This window comes from Paenibacillus violae (assembly GCF_032461945.1).
Lineage (GTDB): Bacteria > Bacillota > Bacilli > Paenibacillales > NBRC-103111 > Paenibacillus_E > Paenibacillus_E violae.
Genome location: NZ_JAWCUD010000014.1, coordinates 84,565 through 104,071, shown reverse-complemented (window position 1 = coordinate 104,071; position 19,507 = coordinate 84,565). Strand labels below are relative to the sequence as shown.

At 47.4% G+C, this 19,507-nt stretch carries 17 protein-coding genes; all 17 read left to right on the top strand.

What is annotated here, in order from left to right:
- Positions 1–8 precede the first annotated feature (8 nt).
- The 17 genes from RQP52_RS30945 to RQP52_RS30865 all read left to right on the top strand — a co-directional run bounded on the left by RQP52_RS30945 (position 9) and on the right by RQP52_RS30865 (position 18,823).
- Positions 9–806, top strand: a complete 798-nt coding sequence (locus RQP52_RS30945; RefSeq protein ID WP_315955500.1) for a sugar phosphate isomerase/epimerase family protein — start codon at positions 9–11, stop codon at positions 804–806.
- 20 nt (positions 807–826) lie between these two features.
- Positions 827–1,960, top strand: coding sequence for a Gfo/Idh/MocA family protein (locus tag RQP52_RS30940; RefSeq protein ID WP_315955404.1), 1,134 nt, complete (start codon positions 827–829; stop codon positions 1,958–1,960).
- 105 nt (positions 1,961–2,065) lie between these two features.
- Positions 2,066–2,938 (top strand): carbohydrate ABC transporter permease, encoded by an 873-nt coding sequence (locus RQP52_RS30935; RefSeq protein WP_315955403.1) that lies wholly within the window; start codon positions 2,066–2,068, stop codon positions 2,936–2,938.
- A gap of 28 nt (positions 2,939–2,966) precedes the next feature.
- The gene (locus RQP52_RS30930; protein ID WP_315955402.1) at positions 2,967–3,794 is read left to right on the top strand and encodes a carbohydrate ABC transporter permease; all 828 of its coding nucleotides are present in this window, start codon (positions 2,967–2,969) and stop codon (positions 3,792–3,794) included.
- Between the two features lie 125 nt (positions 3,795–3,919).
- Positions 3,920–5,713: a sensor histidine kinase gene (locus tag RQP52_RS30925; protein ID WP_315955401.1), complete on the top strand. Its 1,794-nt coding sequence runs from the start codon at positions 3,920–3,922 to the stop codon at positions 5,711–5,713.
- Complete coding sequence (locus RQP52_RS30920) at positions 5,710–7,284, top strand: response regulator transcription factor (protein WP_315955400.1); 1,575 nt, start codon at positions 5,710–5,712, stop codon at positions 7,282–7,284. Before RQP52_RS30925 ends, RQP52_RS30920 begins: the two co-directional genes overlap by 4 nt.
- A 27-nt stretch (positions 7,285–7,311) precedes the next feature.
- Entirely contained in the window at positions 7,312–8,550 is a 1,239-nt protein-coding gene (locus tag RQP52_RS30915; protein ID WP_315955399.1) for an MFS transporter, read from the top strand.
- A gap of 51 nt (positions 8,551–8,601) precedes the next feature.
- The gene (locus tag RQP52_RS30910; protein ID WP_315955398.1) at positions 8,602–9,759 is read left to right on the top strand and encodes a serine hydrolase domain-containing protein; all 1,158 of its coding nucleotides are present in this window, start codon (positions 8,602–8,604) and stop codon (positions 9,757–9,759) included.
- A 163-nt stretch (positions 9,760–9,922) separates the two neighbouring features.
- Complete coding sequence (locus RQP52_RS30905) at positions 9,923–10,279, top strand: DUF3870 domain-containing protein (RefSeq protein ID WP_315955397.1); 357 nt, start codon at positions 9,923–9,925, stop codon at positions 10,277–10,279.
- A gap of 124 nt (positions 10,280–10,403) precedes the next feature.
- Entirely contained in the window at positions 10,404–11,228 is an 825-nt protein-coding gene (locus RQP52_RS30900) for a M55 family metallopeptidase (protein ID WP_315955396.1), read from the top strand.
- Positions 11,229–11,249: 21 nt separating this feature from the next.
- Positions 11,250–12,182, top strand: coding sequence for an ABC transporter permease (locus RQP52_RS30895; RefSeq protein WP_315955395.1), 933 nt, complete (start codon positions 11,250–11,252; stop codon positions 12,180–12,182).
- A gap of 3 nt (positions 12,183–12,185) precedes the next feature.
- Positions 12,186–13,103 (top strand): ABC transporter permease, encoded by a 918-nt coding sequence (locus RQP52_RS30890; RefSeq protein WP_315955394.1) that lies wholly within the window; start codon positions 12,186–12,188, stop codon positions 13,101–13,103.
- A 5-nt stretch (positions 13,104–13,108) separates the two neighbouring features.
- Positions 13,109–14,155, top strand: coding sequence for an ABC transporter ATP-binding protein (locus RQP52_RS30885; protein WP_315955393.1), 1,047 nt, complete (start codon positions 13,109–13,111; stop codon positions 14,153–14,155).
- 30 nt (positions 14,156–14,185) lie between these two features.
- Positions 14,186–15,829 (top strand): peptide ABC transporter substrate-binding protein, encoded by a 1,644-nt coding sequence (locus RQP52_RS30880; RefSeq protein ID WP_315955392.1) that lies wholly within the window; start codon positions 14,186–14,188, stop codon positions 15,827–15,829.
- A gap of 19 nt (positions 15,830–15,848) precedes the next feature.
- Positions 15,849–16,781, top strand: coding sequence for a S66 peptidase family protein (locus RQP52_RS30875; protein WP_315955391.1), 933 nt, complete (start codon positions 15,849–15,851; stop codon positions 16,779–16,781).
- 12 nt (positions 16,782–16,793) lie between these two features.
- A complete protein-coding gene (locus RQP52_RS30870) occupies positions 16,794–17,897 on the top strand; it encodes a dipeptide epimerase (RefSeq protein WP_315955390.1) in 1,104 nt (367 codons plus the stop codon).
- 2 nt (positions 17,898–17,899) lie between these two features.
- Positions 17,900–18,823 carry a C40 family peptidase gene (locus RQP52_RS30865; protein ID WP_315955389.1) on the top strand — a complete coding sequence of 308 codons (924 nt, stop codon included), beginning with the start codon at positions 17,900–17,902 and terminating at the stop codon, positions 18,821–18,823.
- Positions 18,824–19,507 lie beyond the last annotated feature (684 nt).

The window sequence follows — 19,507 nt, the reverse complement described above, 5'->3', positions numbered from 1 at the left end:
TGACGGAGATGAAAGCCTCCATCGGAGCATTTTCCTTCTTTCAGCTTTTAAGTCAAAACGAAATGAATATATACGGTTATCTGGAGACAGTGAAATACCGGTATCGTTTGGATGCCGTAGATCTTTGGAACGGCTTTTTCGCCAACCGTGAGGTTCCCATCTGGGAACTTCCGGGTAACGATGAGTTGATGAAGATCAAACGCAACCTGGATGATAGACAATTAACAGTTGCTAATATAGCGGTGGATCGCGCTCATTTATGGGATGCTGATCCGGATACCAGGCAGCAACTATATCAGAATGCGATAGCTCATATGAAAGCGGCGAGCTTGCTTGGTGCCAAGACGGTTCGCATTGATGCCAATCGAGGCCCTGGTGAAGTAACGGAGGAGCAGTTCGAATACACGGTTCGTACTTACCAGGAATTGGCTCAACAAGCTTCGGACTACGGATTTACAGTGGGGCCTGAGAATCATACAGGGATTTCGCTGGATCCTCATTGGATGAAGCGTGTTGCTGAAGCCGTGGATCATCCGGGATATGGTATTTTACTGCATATCGATCGTTGGATCGACGGGAATCAAGGCAATGAAATGGTGGCTCCCTGGGTAAATCACGTCCACTTGGACAAGCGAACGATTTGTTCGGAAAATACGGAATCAACAATCAAGTTCTTGAATGAGTTTGGTTATCAAGGGTATTGGGCAGTGGAATATAATGCTTTGTCCAATCCTTATATCGAGATTGAGTGGGCATTAGCAGCTACGAAACGATTGCTTGCATCTGCTTGCCCGAACAATGGATAGTTGATCTGGAGGCGTGCGTGATGGAATATGCCAAGATTCGAATTGGTGTTATTGGAACAGGAATTATAGGGAAAGCCCACTTGGATCAATATGCAGCTATAGAAGGCGCCGAGGTCGTGGCTCTGTGTGATATTAATGAACAGGAAGTGCGCCGAGTTGCTGATATATACGGAGTTGCTCATGTCTACACCGATTATAAAGACCTGTTGGCGCGAGACGATATCGATGCGGTGGATGTATGTCTGCATAACAACTTTCATGCACCATTAACGATTGCTGCTCTGCAGGCGGGTAAACACGTATACTGCGAGAAACCGATCGCAGGCTCCTATTATGACGGCAAAGCAATGGTTGACGCAGCGAAGGAGTATGGCAAGAAACTTCACATTCAACTTAGCACGCTGTATAAAAAAGAAACAAAGGCGGCCAAAGCGCTGATTGACGACGGTCAATTGGGCAAATTGTTCCACGCTCGGTCGAATGGCTTTAGGCGTCGCGGTAGACCTTTTGTCGATGGCTTCGGCACCGCTTATTTCACGAAAAAAGCAAGCGCAGGCGGCGGAGCTTTACTGGATATGGGCGTCTATCATATCGCCCAAATGCTCTACTTGCTTGGTGAAACCGAAGTAGAGCGAGTCACGGGGAAGCTCATTCAAGAAATGGACATGGATGAGGGCCGGCGTGCCGAAAGCGGGTTCGATGTGGAAGAGTTGGCGCTTGGGTTCGTTACTCTTCGCAATGGACTCACGTTAGACATCTTTGAAGCGTGGGCCGTTAATCTTGGAGGCGTTGAGGGAAGCAGCATCATGGGGTCCAAAGGCGGTATCCGGCTCCCATCGTACCATTCCGGAGAGATGACTTCCGATATCACCTTTCACACGACGGTAGCTGACATCGACCTGGACAGCAAGATTGATCTTAACCGTATGGATATTCGTTGGCACAGAATGAGAGATAACGAAGAGGCTTATGATTCATCGCAGAAGCACTGGATCGCTGCTCTACAGGGACGCGTAGAACTTATGCCAACTGCGGAAATAGCGCTTGCGACGATGTTGATTAGCGAAGGTTTATATTTATCCGACTCGCTCGGGCGGGAAGCGACGGCTGCGGAAATTGTGGCTGCTTCTCGATCACTGTCAATCCCATTGTAAGAGAGGCGACAGCCGTTCTTCGGCTGCCAAATAGGCGGAGCCTGATGGGTCTCCGTCTTCTTGGCATCTCTCAATTTATCATTTAGCGTATAAGGAGGGCTATGTATGCATGTAACGAGGCGGATGGGTTGGGCAATTTTTATCGGCATGCTGCCAGCCTTGATCATTTATATTGGCATCGCAATGATTCCAATCGTGATGTCATTTTATTACTCATTTTTTGATTGGAACGGTCTGTCCCACATGTCTTTTGTAGGGTTGGACAATTATATCTCGGTCTTGAAAGACGGGATCTTCTGGAAAGGTGTACAGAACAACCTGTTTATGATGGTTAGCGGTATTGTAGGACAGCTGCCGGTAGGTTTGTTCTTTGCCTTACTATTGAACCGGTCGATGCGCGGGCTCAAAGTTTACCGTTCTGTCCTTTTCCTGCCGGTCATCATCTCGGCGGTTATCGTCTCACTCATCTGGAACATGGTCTACGGTACAGAATCGGGTCTGATGAATAACATGCTAGGACTCTTCGGCTTGGACAGCTTGAAACAAAACTGGCTGGGCTCCCCGCGTTGGGGCATGCTGTCGGTAAGCATCACGTATTTATGGCAAAATTATGGTTTCTATATGGTCATTTTCTTGGCCGGCCTGCAAAATATTTCCGAAGAAGTAAGGGAAGCAGCGGTCATGGACGGCGCTACAGGTTGGAGGCGATTCTGGTTCATCACCCTCCCGATGCTGAAAGAAACGATCTGGGTAACCCTGATCTTCTCCATCAGCAACAGCTTCCGGGTTTTCGATCTCATCTATGTCATGACAGCCGGAGGGCCGGCTCATAATACCGAAGTGATGACGATCTATATGTATACCCAGGCTTTCAACAACAGTTACTTTGGACTTGGGAGCGCAGTTTCTATTCTTATTCTTATTTTTAGCCTATTAGCCATCTATGCAGCCAAATTAGTCACCCGTCGAAACGGCTAATTGATGTATGTAGAGAAAGGAGGAGCATATGCAAACATCTTTAGGGAAAAAAACGATCATTCATTTGATCTTAGCCATTCTAAGTGTTATTAATGTCATTCCGATTGTATGGATGGTTGTCAGTTCATTTAAGTCAGAGGAAGATTATGCAACGAATCCACTGGGGTTGCCAAAGTTTTGGCAAGTCAGCAATTATACGAGCGCGTGGAAAGTTGCACACTTAGGTACGTACTTCTGGAACAGTGTCATTGTGACCGTAGGTGCAATCGTATTAACGGTACTGCTTAGTGCATTGACCTCCTACTTTCTTTCCAGGTTTAACTTTCGTATACGTGGATGGCTTTACGGCTTGTTTATAATAGGCATGACGATTCCGATTCACGCTACGTTAGTGCCGATTTTTATTATCATGAAAAAAATAGGCTTATTGAATTCCCACCTTGCCCTGGTGCTTCCTTACACGGCTTTCCATCTCTCGATTACCATCTTCATTCTGGTAGGCTTCATGCAGGCCTTCCCTAAAGATATTGAGGAATCTGCGGTTATGGATGGAGCTGGACTGTATAAAATTTTCTGGTCCATTATTCTTCCGATGACTCGTCCTGCGCTGGCGACGGTGATTATTATCAACTTTATTTATAACTGGAATGAGTTTTTATTCGCACTTGTTTTGATCAATAAAGCAGCTCTAAAAACGCTGCCGTTAGGCTTGGCTAACTTCGCCGGCACAGAAACAAGATTTCAGACGCTTCAGATGGCTGCCTTATCTATGGCGCTTATTCCGCTTGTTGGCTTTTACTTGGCTATGGAGAAGCAGTTGGTGCAAGGGATGACGGCCGGCGCTGTTAAAGGGTGATGATGTGATGATGGCTGTACTTTAACCGCTCGAAACTTTTCTCGCGTCATTCTACATCCTTTTCAAGTAGGTTGACCCCGTTTTATAGTAAAATGAGGAAATACCGACGAAGGGGATGGAACTTGATGATACTAAACAGATATCCTTTCTTGCACTTCAGTTTGAGAACAAAGTCGATCGCTATCTTCATCCTTCTGGTGACACTCCCCTCCCTTTTGATCGGGAATGTCATTCTGAGCCGTTATGATGCTGTTCTGCGGCAGCAATATATTGATGCCATGGAAAAGAACTTGAATACCATTGAACTGAATTTATCCGAGAAAACAAAAGCTATTGAAGATTTATCGAACTATATGATTTATCAAGAAAACTTTAGACGGTTTATGGAGACGCCGACCACGCCGGGCAACATGGTGCAAATGAACAAGGATCAGACGACAATCGAGGGGTTTATTGCCTTTCAAATTATGTCCAAGGTGTACATTAAATCGATTTCACTTGAAGGTGTTGGAGGCAATCAACTCCAAATGGGCGAGCCTGTCAAAGGGTTGGAACAATCATGGACAGATCTTGCTCAGCAGAGAAGAGGCGGGGTCATTTGGACGGACTCCTATCAATTGGAGAGCGGTTGGACGGGAAATAAGCGCGTTGTTTCCATGGTTCGTGTCATCAATTCCTTCGATAACCCATCGCGTACGGTGGGCAAGGTGATCGTTCGTTTGGATGAGTCGGAAATTACGGACTTATTAATGTCTGCTGTTCCTCAGGATCAGGGTTCCATCTTTATTGTTCGGCCTGAGGGCAGTGTTGTTCTGCATCAAAATCAAAACCTGATTGGACATCCCTACCCAAGCGATGCGCTGCTTAGCCAATTTCACGGGGGGCTGTCCAAAAAAGTCTCCTCTTTGAAGGAAGATGGAGCTTCTTATGTTGTTTTCAGTCAGCCCATGAAGTCGACGGGCTGGTACATTGTAGCGATGGTTAAGGACCAAACCATTGTTCAAAAAACGGAAGCGATCAAAGCGTCGCTCAAATTTTTAATTCTGATTATTCTTATATTTGGGTTAATCGCCTTAATCGGGTTCGAATTTGCTATGATTCGTCCCATGCTCGAACTGAGTAAACAAACCTCTAAGCTCAAAAAAGGTGATTTCTCGGCGCAGGTCAAAGTCAGATCGCGAGACGAGGTCGGGGAGCTTGGCCGACAGTTCAACAACATGGTTATGACCATCAAGGAGCTGATCGACAAAAAGTATAAATTAGAGATTCGGCAGAAAGAATCGGAGCTTCGAATATTGCAAAGCCAAATGGATCCTCATTTTTTATATAATACGCTGGATATGATCCGTTGGACGGCAAGGTTGGAGAAAGCAGCGGAGACGAGTCAATTGATCGAAACCCTGTCGCTTTTCTTTCGAATGGGGCAAAATAGCGGCAAGCGATATACGACGCTGCCTGAGGAATTGGAGTTTGTTCAGGCCTATCTGGACTTACAGCAGAAACGAATGGGAAGCAAACTTCAATTCACCTTGCACATGGAGGAGGAGTTGAACCATGCCGTTCTCTTGAAGAAGATCATTCAGCCTTTGGTGGAAAACAGCATCAAACATGGTTTTAAACGTGGGGGTGGCCGCATTGAGGTGCGCTGCTATATGGCAGAGCAGGATGTGCTGATTGAAGTGGTGGATTCCGGCGTCGGGTTTGCCAAGACCAAACTGGAGGTTATCCGTCAGGTTCTTCAAGATCGAATCGGTGACGAGGGCATTATGAACCACGCGATCTGCAACATTCATGAACGCATAACGCTTGAATACGGTGAGGGGTATGGCATCGAGCTTCCTTCAGAACCGCACTATGCCGGGGCTTGCGTAAGAATAAGACTTCCATTTCAAATGAGTGCTCAGGAGGAAAAACGATGACCATCAAAATGCTAATTGTAGATGATGAGCCTATTATTTGCCAAGGATTGCGTCGTACCATTTCCTGGGAGACGATTGGTGTTGAAGTTGTCGGAGAAGCTTATGACGGAATCGAAGCGCTTGCCTTCTTGGAGCATTGTCCTGTGGATGTCGTGTTAACGGATGTGAACATGGAAGGCATGGACGGACTTGAGCTTGCAAAGGAATTGAAGCAGCGCTTCCCTCAGTCGCGTGTGATCATTGTTAGCGGATATGACCATTTTGAGTATGCTAGGCAGGCTTTGCGGCTTGGTATTGAAGATTATTTGCTGAAACCGGTGAATATCGATGAGTTGATGGGCATGGTGCAGCGGATTGGCGAAGAGATTACGCAAGAACGGAAGCTTGAGGGTGAGCAAGAAGTAGAACGGACGCGCAAATGGCTGATGGGGCAGCTGCAGCAGAGGGTCATCGATCAAAATGAGGATTATGTACCTTTGATGATGACAACCGGGTCGAGCAGCTATTGGATGATCGCCACACAGCTCTCCGATTATGCGGAGTGGACCCGGCGGTCGTCCGAAGAAAAACGCAGAGAGAAGCGGAGCCTCTGGGAAATAAACGTGGATACAGCCTTGCGATCATCCGGGCTGGAGACCGTTTCATTTTTCCAACATCAGAATTTGCTGCTGTCGCTAGTAGTCGGACCGCATTCGATGAGCGCGAAGGATCTTCATGGCATTTTAAGCGGCGTGCTGAAGTTGTCGGAGGATCTTGATCTACATGCCAGTATATCCCGGCCCTTCCATAGTTCAGAACAGATTCACGCTAGCTGCATGGAGGCTATTTCCTTATTGCACTATGCCGTGCTATCATCCCTTGCTCCAATTATTTTCCATGATGAAGAACTGATTTTCAAAAGAAGTCATCGTCTTCCTGAGCTGATCGTATGGGAGAAAAATCTGATTCATGCTTTGTTTCAAGAAAATGATGTTGAACTACACCAGCAAATTGATGAAATTATGCAGGAGTTTCGCGAGAGTGGCAGCTTGATTAAGGAAATATGGCAGGCGTTCCAGGAACTCGTCATTATTCTTCAAAGGCGGCTGCGAGCGGCTGGCATCGATTTGACAGGGTATCTCAATGTCTTTCATTCTCAGGAAATCGATCTTTTGGTGCACAACTCCTACAGAGCGATGGAGTCCCTGCTGCGTGCGGAGCTGGAGTCCATGTTCTCATTGATCAACAATTCCCTTACGGGGAAAAATCATTGGCTTGCAGACAGGGTGAAATCCTACATTGAAGCCAGGTACAACAAGGATATTAAGGCATCTGAGGTTGCTGCATGGCTAAAAATAACGCCGAATTACTTCAGTATCCTCTTCAAGCAAAAGTTTGGCAAAGGGTTCGCCGAGTATCTGAACGAAGTGCGCATCGAACAGGCGAAAGCAAAGTTGTCCGGGACCGACGATCGCGTCTTCGAAATCGCCGAAAGCGTCGGCTACAAAGAATATAAATACTTCTGTTCCATATTCAAAACATACACCGGAGTAACGCCAACGCAATATCGGAAACTTGTCCATTCGACTTAAGAGCTCAGAAAGGATAGCGTGGCACCTATGTCAGTAATCGCAAGACTGAAAGATCACCCGTTCGGCGTCATCAAAGCATTCAGCTTTATTTTATATGGCGCCTTCGCGATTTATAGTGCATTTTTCCCGTTGTACTTGAAAGAATTAGGCATTTCTAGCGTAGCGATAGGCTTGCTGCTGGCCGGCGGGCCTATTCTTTCGTTGATCGCCAATCCGTTCTGGGGTTATTGGAGCGACCGTTTGTCTAATGTAAGGCGCATTCTGATCATTCTCCTGATCGGCAGCTTTCTTAGTCTGCAAACGGTATTTTTTACGAATTCTTTCCCGTTCCTGGTCACTTTTTTACTTATTTTTTTCTGCTTTCAGAGCCCTTTGTTTGCTCAATCCAATAGTCTTATTTTGGAGGCGATAGAGCATACGAGTCACAAGTTCGGTTCTTTTCGGCTATGGGGGGCGCTCGGTTGGGCGTTGATGGCCTTGGCGACAGGTCCTGTGATGGAATGGTTGGGCATCCGGGATTTATGGAAAGTATGCGGCGTCATGATGGGGTTATCCATTGTATTTGCATGGATGCTGCCTCAGGCTCAGAATAGTGGAAACAGGGAATCAGAAAGCTCAATTAAAAGCGGAAAAAAAGGCAATTATCTGCGAATCATGAGTGATAAATGGTTTCTGGTCTTCATTCTGATGGGGATTCTTATTTCGATTCCTAATGCGATGAACAACACATTTGTCTCTATTTACATGTCCGAACTAGGCGGGAATAGCTCCTTGATCGGATGGTCCGCATTTTTTGCCTCTATATTTGAAATTCCTGTTTACTTGCTGTTCGACCGTTTTTTACGAGAAGACCGCAGAAGTATGTTCTTCTGTCTGGCGGCTGTTAGCTTGTTGTACGCACTGCGCTGGTTTCTGATGGCAGCGGCGACGTCGCCGTATCACATCCTTTTCATCCAAGCGTTAAATTCCATCACGTTCGCAGGCTATTACTATGTAGGGACGCAGTTGACGGCATATTTGATTCCGCCGGCCTATAGAGCGTCAGGGCAAGCGGTTTATGCTTTGAGTTGGGGAGGCCTGTCCGGTATGGTTGCTGGAATCGCTGGGGGCTTGATATTCCAGGAATTAGGCGCGCATGCCATGTATACGATCAGTGCGATTATGGCGCTTATTGGTGTAGCGGGGTTCACTTCTATGTTCGTGATTGCTGCTAGATTGGAAGTGCGGCAAAAAAATGCTACACAGTACGAAAAGACTTTATTATAATGGATCTATAAGAATCAAATCTTTGACAAATCAGGTCGAAGGAGGATTTGCTTGAATTCTTTGGATGAACAGATTCAGCAGGTGATGGACAAGCATCGAATCGTTGGATTAGCGGCCTCCGTAATGCGTGAAGGGAAACAGATTTGGAGCGCGGGATATGGATGGGCAAATGTAGATAGACGTATTCCTGTTACATCTCAAACCATATTTCGCATCGCTTCCATCTCGAAGACGGTGGTCGCGACAGCGGTTATGCAGCTTGTCGAGCAAGGCTTATGTGGAATTGATCAGGATGTAAGTGAAATACTCGGAATTCCGGTGCGCAGTTCCAAATATCCGGAAACGCCGATAACGCTCAGGATGATAATGACGCATACTTCGGGACTGCAAGATGAATATGTTCGTTTTGTCGTTGATTCGCGCAGTGAGAATCCACCAAAGATTCGTCTTGCGGATCTCCTTCTTCCAGGCGGGACTTATTACACCGACAGTCTCTGGGGAGATGGACGGCCGGGAGATCCGGATGGCTTCGAATATTCGAATCTGGGTGCCGTCATGCTAGCAACGGTGGTGGAGCGGCTTTCGAATGAACGATTTGACGAATATTGCAAGAAGCATCTGTTCGAACCGCTTCAGATGAATGATACTAGCTTCAACATCGGGGATTTGAAAGACATGGACTCCGTTGCTGTGTTGTATGAATATTCAGAGGCCAATGATGAATTTATTGTGGGTACGGACGATTTTCGCGGGAAGAAACCGGAGGCCATCGATTACAGCGGCTATGTGCCGGGCACTAACGGAGCATTATTCAGCCCGCAAGGCGGACTTCGCACAAGCGTGGATAACTTGACACGTTTTATGGAAGCGCATTCTAATGGCGGTAAATTGAACGATGTTCAAATCCTGAAGCCGGAATCTGTGGATCTGATGCACGCGCCGCATTGGTCGGGGCACCGACAAGAGGGGTTTTTCCGCAACTGCGGGCTCCAGTTCCAGATCACGGATGATTTGCTCCCAGGACACCGACTAATTGGGCATTCCGGTGATGCGTATGGACTGCTAAGCGACATGTATTTTCATAAGCAAGAAAAATGGGGCTTCATTCTGCTCATGAACGGTGTCATCCAGAGTAAAGGACAAGGCGTTTATTTTGAGGCGGAAGAAGAGCTTGCGCAAGTATTGAAGACTGCTTTCCTTAGATTGTGAGGGAGAGAAAGAGATTCGATATTTACATATTTACAACATGTTATTTCGATGTTAGTATATATTACATCGTTAGTATTCTAGCTTCTGGCGGTCGTAGGAGACTACATCTCTCCCCACATCCCGCCCGGAAAACGAACGGAATGCTAATAAGGAGAGTGGTCGTTTGGTATACGACAAGGATACGATTTACATCATCGGCGACGCGCAAGCTTCTGTGAACAATCCGATTACCCAGCAGTATAACGCTTTTTTTATTGGTCTTGTTGTCGATACGGCAAGTCACAAGATTGTTGATGCAGGATGTTCATCCACGATACCGCTCACATCGGATTTTGTGCGCTCGATCTTCATCGGGCACAATATGCTTCTGCTTGATGTGGTGGCGGAGGAAATCCGCCGCAGATATCACGGATCATCCCAGAAGGCCCTTATCGTAGCGTACAAAGACGCGCAAAAAAAATACAAATTAGCACTTAACGGCCGGGAAGAGCTGGGTTTCCAATCTTCCGGTACAGTGTAAGCTGCTTTATTTATCCGTATGGCAACATACACGTAAATAAAACCCAGCAAATAGTTTCTTGGGACACAGGTTCCTGGGGCTGTTTGCTGGGTTTTTGTTACTTTACAATGCGGGAGGCGACCCTATGAAACTTTATATTTCCATTGATATGGAAGGGATAACCGGACTTGTTGATCACACGTTTGTTGATTCCAGACAGTACAATTACACTCGCGGGCAGCACATCATGACAGATGAAGCGAATCATGTCATCCGATCCGCTTTTGATGAAGGCTGCAAGGAAGTCATTGTGAATGATAGCCACTCCAAAATGAATAATCTGCTAATCGAGAAGCTGCATCCCGAAACACAGTTGATATCGGGCGATGTGAAGCCCTTTTCCATGGTGCAGGGTTTAGATGCTTCGTTCTCTGGGGCGGCTTTTCTGGGGTATCACACGAGAGCGGCGACCAAAGGCGTCCTCAGCCATACGATGATTTTCGGTGTTCGTAATATGTATATCAATGATAGGGTCATTGGCGAGCTTGGGTTTAATGCTTATGTTGCCGGCCATTATGGTGTGCCTGTTCTATTGGTCGCTGGGGATGATGAAACCGCAATGGAAGCTGAGGAGCTGATTCCAGGAGTTACGACAGCCATTGTGAAAAAGCGGATATCGCGAACTTCGGCCATGTGTTTAACCCCCGAGAAAAGCGGACTGCTGCTTCAGGAAAAAACAAAGGAAGCGCTAGCTAACGCGGGCCGAGTGAAGCCGCTTGTGCCGCCGGATCATCCGGTGCTGAAGATTGAATTTGCCAACTATGGCCAAGCGGAGTGGGCTCACCTGATGCCGGGTACGACGATAGATGATAACAGTCCGACTGTCACCTTTCAGGCGAAAGACATTCTTGAGGCGTACCGAGCGATGTTGGTGATGACGGAGTTGGCGATGAGAACGGCATTTTGTTAAAAAGCGAGAGTGGGTGATAGCGTGACACAATATATTCTTCGTCGATTTATCTCCATGATTGTCACACTGTGGCTAATTATTACAGTTACTTTTGCACTGATGCACGCTGTTCCGGGGTCGCCATTCGAGAAAGAGGGCAAAAGTTCGAATCCCACGGCGGTTCAGAATTTAATGGAATTTTACCATTTAGACCAACCTGTTACGACACAGTACTTGCTTTATTTAAAATCACTGCTTTCCTTGGATCTTGGGCCTTCCATCGGGCACTTTCCCGATACCGTCAATTCCATGATCAGCAGGGGATTTCCGGTTTCCTTTAAGCTGGGGATCATATCGATTCTGATTTCAATCGTTACCGGAATTGCTCTTGGGACGGTCGCTGCTCTTCGGCAAAACCGCATAATCGACTATCTCGCCATGATCTTTGCGGTTATCGGCATAGCGGTACCGAACTTCATCGTCGCTACTTTGTTAATTAAATACGTGGCGGTCGAATGGAAGCTCCTTCCGGTAGCCACTTGGGGGACGTGGAAGCATGTCGTTCTTCCAGCGCTTGCCCTTTCAACCGGACCGCTCGCGATCATTGCCAGATTGACAAGAGCGAGCATGTTGGAGGTGCTGACAGCCGACTACATCGAAACGGCGAGGGCGAAAGGTTTGTCGCCTGCGACGATTGTTATCAAGCATGCGCTCCGAAATGCGGTGCTTCCGGTCATTACTCTGCTGGGGGCTCTGGTGGCCAATGTTCTTACAGGGAGTTTTGTCATTGAAAAGATTTTCGCGATCCCGGGAATGGGGAAATATTTCGTTGATGGCATTAATAATCGGGATTACTCGCTCATTATGGGGACGACCGTATTTTATAGTGCGCTGCTCGTAGTGATGATGTTTCTGGTGGATGTCGCCTACGGGCTGGTTGACCCCCGCATCAAGCTGCACAGGAAGGAGGGGTAAGTGATGAATGTGCCAGATTCCTTATTCGTCCCTATGGTCAATAACAAAGGAATGGCGGAAGCGATTGTTCGAGTGCGGCTGTCGTTTTGGCAGGAAGCTTGGATTAGGCTGCGTGCCAATAAATTAGCGATGGCGGGGCTAATCATTATAGTTTTGATGGCTTTGCTAGCGATAGTCGGACCTCATCTTACAGACCAAAGTTATTCGAAGCAAGTGCTGCTGGATGCCAACCAGAAGCCATCGGCCGCTCACTGGTTCGGTACGGATGAACTTGGACGTGACGTCTATGCCCGAATCCTTTACGGGGCGCGGATTTCCCTATTTATCGGCTTAATGGCTGCTTTCATTGATCTGGTTATCGGCATCATTTATGGCGGCATCGCCGGGTATTTAGGGGGACGAATCGATAACATCATGATGCGGTTCGTTGATCTTTTGTACGGGATTCCTTATCTGCTTGTAGTCATCCTGCTGATGGTTGTCATGGGGCCGGGTCTGCTGACGATCATTGTAGCCTTAAGCGCGACGGGCTGGATCGGAATGGCGAGAATTGTGCGCGGGCAGGTGCTCAGCCTGAAATCATCGGAGTATGTGCTGGCGGCAAGAACGTTAGGTGGAGGAGCGGGTTACATCATCCGCAAGCATTTGCTGCCTAATGCCATCGGCGTCATTATCGTACAAGTGACGTTCTCGGTGCCCTCCGCTATATTCGCCGAAGCATTCCTAAGTTTTCTGGGTCTGGGTATTCAGCCTCCCTTGGCAAGCTGGGGCGTTATGGCCAATGATGGTCTGTCGACCATTTTGTCGGGGCAATGGTGGCGGTTATTTTATCCAGCCTTTTTCATATCGATCACGATGCTTGCTTTTAACTTGGTCGGTGATGGCTTGCAGGACGCTTTTAATCCGAAAAGGAGGAGGTAGCCAAGGTGAAAACAACGAACTCGCCCGACGTTATATTGGAAGTGGATAATCTGCACGTCTCGTTCACCACACATGGTGGAGAAGTGAAGGCGGTTCGCGGAGTCAGTTTTTCGTTAGGAAAAGGAGAAACGTTGGCTATTGTAGGCGAATCCGGCTGCGGCAAAAGTGTAACGGCACGCAGCGTGACGCGTCTTCTTCCCGAGCAAAGCTCGAAGATCAGCCAAGGCAGCGTTCGGTATAAAGGGAGGGAGTTGACCGCGCTTAGCGAAAAGCAGTTGCGAGAGCTAAGAGGATCGGAAATATCCATGATTTTCCAAGATGCCATGACGGCACTGAATCCCACCATCTCCATCGGTGAGCAGATTATGGAAGGAATAATTCGCCATCAGAAAATATCGCGTGCAGAAGCACGTAAGCAAGCCACGGAAATGCTGGGGTTGGTTGGCATTTCTAATCCTGAGATGCGCCTGAAGCAGTATTTGCATGAATTTAGCGGCGGCATGAGACAACGGATTATGATTGCCATCGCGGCGGTTTGCAATCCTTCGGTGCTTATAGCCGACGAGCCGACTACCGCACTCGATGTCACCATTCAAGCGCAAATCATCGAGCTTTTCAAAATGCTTCAGAAGAAAACCGGTGTGTCTATCATCATCATCACGCATGACCTTGGTGTTGTTGCGAATATGGCCGATCGGGTCAATGTGATGTATGCCGGCAAGGTTGTTGAATCGGGCACCGTGGATGAGTTGTTCTATAACCCGCAGCATCCCTATACCAAAGGGCTGTTGGCTTCTATGCCGCGACTGGACACGAACAAGTCGCTTCCGCTTACGCCGATTGCAGGGACGCCGCCGGATCTGTTTGCTCCGCCGCAAGGCTGCGCATTTGCAGCGCGCTGCAGTTATGCGATGGAAGTATGCGGTGTCTATCAGCCTGAGCAGACTGCTGTATCGAGCGGCCATTCCGTAGCCTGTTGGCTGCAGGATCCACGCTCTCAAGTTGTATTCCAGCCGTCGAACCAAAGAAATAGCATGACGGCTCTAGGATAAATAAGACGATGACGAAGGGGAGAAGTGCTCATGAAAAAAGTGTCAGCATTGCTAATCAGCTCCGTATTGGTAATTGGTACGCTACTAGCTGGGTGCAGCAAAGATCCTGGTTCCGGAACGCAAGCGTCTGGAGCCAGCCAGACGGAAGCAGCCAAAGAAACGAAGTCCAAGATCCTCCTCTACAACAATTTAAAAGAACCGACATCCCTCGATCCACCGAAAGGATTTGACCAAGTTTCTTACGACGTTGTCAATAATGCCTTCGAAGGGTTAACGCGTCTTGGTAAAAACCAGACGCCTGAGCCAGCGATGGCTAAAGAGTGGAAAATCTCGCCGGATGGGAAGAAGTATACCTTTACGCTGCGCGACGGCATTAAATGGTCCAACGGAGATCCGGTAAAAGCTGCCGACTTTGAGTATGCTTGGAAGCGTCTGCTAGATCCTAAAACAGCTTCGGATGCGGCATTCCTTGCCTATCCGATTGAAGGCGCAGAAGCTTATAATTCCGGCAAGGGATCGGCGGACAATGTGAAAATCAAGGCGCTGGATGACAAGACGCTGGAGGTTACTTTGGCACAGCCTGCTTCTTGGTTGGTAGGCATGGTTTCCAGTCCTGCCTTTTTCCCGGTACATAAGGCGACTGTGGAGGGCAATGCCAAATGGGCAGGTGAGGCGGCTACAATTGTAAGTAACGGACCGTTCAAAATTACGGAATGGAAGCACGATAGCGAGCTTAAAATGGTAAAGAACGATCAGTATTGGGATGCCGCAAACGTAAAACTGGCTGGTGTTACTTTTAAAATGATCAATGATACGAACACGGCTTACCAGCTCTTTACGACTGGCGAGCTTCATACGACGGGTTCCATTCCGGCTGATATGAGCGACAAACTGTTCGCGGACAACAAAGTAAAGGTGGAAGATGCCGCAGGTACGGCGTTCTATCGTTTTAATGTAAAAATGGCTCCATTCAACAACGTTAACATTCGGAAAGCTTTCGTTGCGGCTGTAGACAGACAGAAGCTTGTAGATTTGGTGTTGAAGCAAAAACAGAAGCCGGCTGACGGTTATGTGTCACCGGGACTTAACGATCCTGCAGGGGGAGATTTCCGTAAAGTGGGCGGCAGCCTGATCAAGTTTGATGCGGGAGAAGCGAAAAAGCTGCTGGAAAAAGGGATGCAGGAGGCCGGATACTCGAAACTGCCTGAAGTTACTTTGACGTATAACACGAATGACGTTAGTCAACGAATTGCTCAAACGCTGCAAGCGATGCTCAAGGATAATCTTGGTATTGATGTGAAACTGGCAAACAAAGAAGGGAAAGTGCTGACTACGGAGCAAAAGGATCTACAACTGCAATTATCCCGTTCATCCTTCCTTCCTGACTTTGCGGATCCGATCAACTTCCTGGACGGTTTCCAATCGACAAATCCGTTCAGTCGTACCGGATGGGTGAATCCTACGTATGATAAATTGATCAAAGATGCCTATGTAGAAACAGACGAAGCGAAACGATACAAAATGATGCATGATGCGGAGAAAATTTTGATGGATGAAGCTCCGATTCTGCCGCTCTACTTCTACAACTCGACTTACTTGCAAAGCGATAAATTGGAAGGTGTCGTTAGACATGCTTTCGGCTTCCTGGACTTTAAGTGGGCGGATTTGAAATAAATAAAGGAGATTGGTGCTCATGGCTGAACTCATAAAGCCTAAGCGGCTAAGCCCTGGTGATACCGTAGGTATTATGGCGCCGGCATGCTGGGTAGACACGGAGCAGGTGAAAGCAGCTTCAACCGTTTTGGAGAAAATGGGGCTGCAAGTACGGCTGGGAGATACTTTGAATAAGAAGCATGGCTATCTGGCGGGAACGGATGAGGAGCGAGCCGGGGAACTGAACGCTATGTTTGCTGATCCTGCTATCAAAGCTATCATTTGTGCGCGTGGCGGCTATGGTACCGGAAGAATCGCGGATTTGCTGGACTATGACCTGATTCGAGCTAATCCGAAGATTTTCTGGGGATATAGTGATATTACTTTTTTGCATGCTGCTATTCGCCGATTTGCAGGTTTGGTTACTTTTCACGGCCCTATGTTGATTGATCTGGGAAAAGATGAACTGCACCCGCTTACGGTTCAGAATTATGAAACGCTCCTTCGTCCTTCCGTTCTTCGTTATACAGAAGAGATTTCTCCGCTCCAAACATTAGTGGAAGGAGAGGCTGTCGGACCTATCGTTGGAGGAAACCTTTCTTTAATTGTGAGTACGCTGGGGACGCCCTATGAGTTGGATACCAAGGGGAAACTTCTTTTCATTGAAGATATCGACGAAGAACCTTATAGAGTGGATCGTATGTTAAATCAGCTCAAGCATGCAGGGAAATTTGCGGATGCAGCTGGCATATTGATTGGTGATTTTCATAACTGTGAGCCGGATAAACGGAAAGTATCGTTTACGTTAGAGGAAGTTTTTCATCATCATATCGTACCTGCTGGGAAGCCGACATTATCCGGATTTAAAATTGGCCACTGCTCTCCGAATATTGCGGTTCCCTTTGGTATTGGGGCGAGAATGAGTACTTACGAGAAGTTGCTGGCATGTACGGAACCCGGTGTAGAGGCATAAGGAGGCAAATTCATGAGCATTATTCAAAGTGTTGAAGTTATGCGGCAGTCGACACCGCTTAAGAAACCGTTTAAAACGGCTTTGCGTACCGTGTACAGTACGGAATCTATCATTGTTCGAATTCAGAGCAATGACGGCAGAGTTGGTTGGGGGGAGGCTCCGGCGACCATTGTCATAACAGGCGACAGCCTGGACAGTATCCATTCGGCTATTGTACATACATTCACACCGTTGTTAGTTGGCAAAAGCTTGCTGGCTTATGAGCGCATTCTCCAGGAGATTCATCAATCGATGATCGGAAGCAGCAGCGCTAAAGCGGCTGTAGATATGGCGATTTACGACTTGGTTGCGCAGAATTGTGGTTTGCCGTTGTATCAGTTCCTGGGCGGTTACAAGGATCAGATTGAAACGGATTTTACGGTTAGCGTCAATTCCCCTAAGGAAATGGGAGAAGATGCGGTTCGTTATGTGCAAGAAGGCTTCAACGTATTGAAGATTAAAGTGGGTAAGGATGACATTCTGGAAGATATCGAAAGAATCAAAGAAATTCGCAGGTGTATTGGCAGCGGCGTGAAAATCCGCATCGATGCGAATCAGGGGTGGCAAGTGAAGGATGCCATTCGTACGATACGGCGTATGGAGGATCTGGGTCTGGACATTGAACTGGTTGAACAGCCGGTGAAAGCGGGGGACATCAAAGGGCTGAAGATGGTGACGGATCACGTAGAAACTCCCATTATGGCAGACGAAAGTGTGTTTTCACCCATTCAAGCCTTCGAGGTGTTGAAAAGCCGTGCGGCGGATTTGATTAATATTAAGCTGATGAAATCCGGTGGTATATACAAGGCGCAAATTATTAATCATATTGCGGAAGAATTCGGGGTCGAGTGCATGGTTGGCAGCATGATCGAATCCCGTGTGGCTGTGACGGCTGCCGCTCATCTTGCGGCCAGCAAGAAGAATATCACCCGTTGTGATTTCGATGCGCCTTTAATGATGCTTCAGGATATTGTGGTTGGCGGAGTGAAGTATGATGGAAGGGTTATGACCTTTCCGAAAACATCAGGACTTGGTATTTTAGATGTCGTCCACAGCCAAAGTCCAGTGGGGTCGTGAATATGAGAGTACCGGTGCGGAAGATGGTCGCTGTGTCTGTTGCAACTGTATGGTCGAAGCCGGATTCGCCGCGTCCTGTAGATGAGCCGGCATTAAGGTGCCCAGCCGATATGAGAGAGTGGCTGGGGGATATGACACTTGGAGATAGGCTGGATTTGTGTCTGGCGAACCGTGTTCAGACGCAGATTCTTTATGGTGCATCTGTTCTTGTTACAGAAGAACTGGGAGGCTGGAGTAAGGTGCTTATCCCTCAACAAGGAACGCGCAAGGATGACTTGGGTTATCCTGGATGGGTGCCAAGCTGCCAGTTGGTTGAAGAATCGGATGTCCCTCTCGGCTCGAAAAGAGCGGAAGTGATTTCCGATAAAGCGTGGTTGTATAAAAATCCGTCCCAACAGTTGATTGAGTTGAGTTATCTGACTTCTCTGCCTGTGCTGGAGGAAATGGAAAAGTTGGTGAAAGTGCAGACGCCGGAGGGGGCTGGGTATCTGAAAGTGGATGATATCCGCTTGATTGATGGACCTCTAGCTTCTCAGGCAGGAGTAGCTGACATTGGGCAAGGGATCGTGGAACAGGCGAAAAGGTTCCTGGATCTGCCTTATTTATGGGGAGGCTTGTCCTCCTATGGCTTTGACTGCTCCGGCTTTGCACATTCCATGCATAGATATTTCGGGATTTTGATTCCTAGAGATGCCTCGGACCAAGCGAAGCGGGGAACTCCCGTTGAGAAGGAACAACTGGAAGCGGGGGATTTACTCTTTTTCGCTCATGATGAAGGTAAGGGAGCAATTCACCATGTAGGGATCTACGCGGGGGATGGCCAAATGATTCACTCTCCTGAAACTATCAGCTCTATTGAGCTGGTGGATTTGAAGACATGTAAGCTCGCCAAGGAGCATTGTATGTCTAGGCGGTATTGGAAGTAATGTAATTTATAAAAAAGCGCGTAAGATGCTGATCTTACGTGCTTTTTTTGTGTTGTGGGGGTGTGTGGGCGGCTAACGGACTGAGATGACTCTATTTGCTGCTTTTGGGGCAGGTTCAGCATTTAACGGACTCAGGTGCCGTTATTGGTGCTGAAAATGCCGGAAACGGCAGCAAAATCTATAAATAACGTTATCTAAGTCCGTTAGCAGGCTCGATCAGGCGAAAATGGCAGAATAACGGCTTCTGAGTCCGTTACAGAGTATTGGCTACTTGGTGCGGAGGCGAATGGTTGGCTGCTAGTGGGATGCGGAGAGCAGACGGTTGAGTCATTGTTGGTCTCATGCGGAGGGTTGGTGGTTAAGTTGCTATTGGCGGTAGGGTGGGCTGCATTGGTGGAGTGACGACAGATGGAAGAACTGCTATCAATGAAGTTTATAGCACTTATGCTAGGGTGATAACGCCATAAGTTACAATAAATAGAAAATGATTAACTTTAAATGTTAATTAATATAACACAAATTAACCTAATCTATAATTTTTCTTATTTATATGTTACTTTAATTGACATAAACTATGAATTTGAATATGATAAATAGGAAGGTTCATGTATTGAAAGTGCCGATGAAGTAGTTTTTGTATGAATTTCGTAGCTTAAATCGAAGTTCTGAATGCTGCTGTATCGG

Excerpts from the sequence above, each read along its gene's own strand:
- RQP52_RS30945 (WP_315955500.1), top strand. The coding sequence starts at position 9 with ATGAAAGCCTCCATCGGAGCATTTTCCTTCTTTCAGCTTTTAAGTCAA.
- RQP52_RS30940 (WP_315955404.1), top strand. The coding sequence starts at position 827 with ATGGAATATGCCAAGATTCGAATTGGTGTTATTGGAACAGGAATTATA.
- RQP52_RS30935 (WP_315955403.1), top strand. The coding sequence starts at position 2,066 with ATGCATGTAACGAGGCGGATGGGTTGGGCAATTTTTATCGGCATGCTG.
- RQP52_RS30930 (WP_315955402.1), top strand. The coding sequence starts at position 2,967 with ATGCAAACATCTTTAGGGAAAAAAACGATCATTCATTTGATCTTAGCC.
- RQP52_RS30925 (WP_315955401.1), top strand. The coding sequence starts at position 3,920 with ATGATACTAAACAGATATCCTTTCTTGCACTTCAGTTTGAGAACAAAG.
- RQP52_RS30920 (WP_315955400.1), top strand. The coding sequence starts at position 5,710 with ATGACCATCAAAATGCTAATTGTAGATGATGAGCCTATTATTTGCCAA.
- RQP52_RS30915 (WP_315955399.1), top strand. The coding sequence starts at position 7,312 with ATGTCAGTAATCGCAAGACTGAAAGATCACCCGTTCGGCGTCATCAAA.
- RQP52_RS30900 (WP_315955396.1), top strand. The coding sequence starts at position 10,404 with ATGAAACTTTATATTTCCATTGATATGGAAGGGATAACCGGACTTGTT.
- RQP52_RS30890 (WP_315955394.1), top strand. The coding sequence starts at position 12,186 with ATGAATGTGCCAGATTCCTTATTCGTCCCTATGGTCAATAACAAAGGA.
- RQP52_RS30880 (WP_315955392.1), top strand. The coding sequence starts at position 14,186 with ATGAAAAAAGTGTCAGCATTGCTAATCAGCTCCGTATTGGTAATTGGT.
- RQP52_RS30875 (WP_315955391.1), top strand. The coding sequence starts at position 15,849 with ATGGCTGAACTCATAAAGCCTAAGCGGCTAAGCCCTGGTGATACCGTA.
- RQP52_RS30870 (WP_315955390.1), top strand. The coding sequence starts at position 16,794 with ATGAGCATTATTCAAAGTGTTGAAGTTATGCGGCAGTCGACACCGCTT.
- RQP52_RS30865 (WP_315955389.1), top strand. The coding sequence starts at position 17,900 with ATGAGAGTACCGGTGCGGAAGATGGTCGCTGTGTCTGTTGCAACTGTA.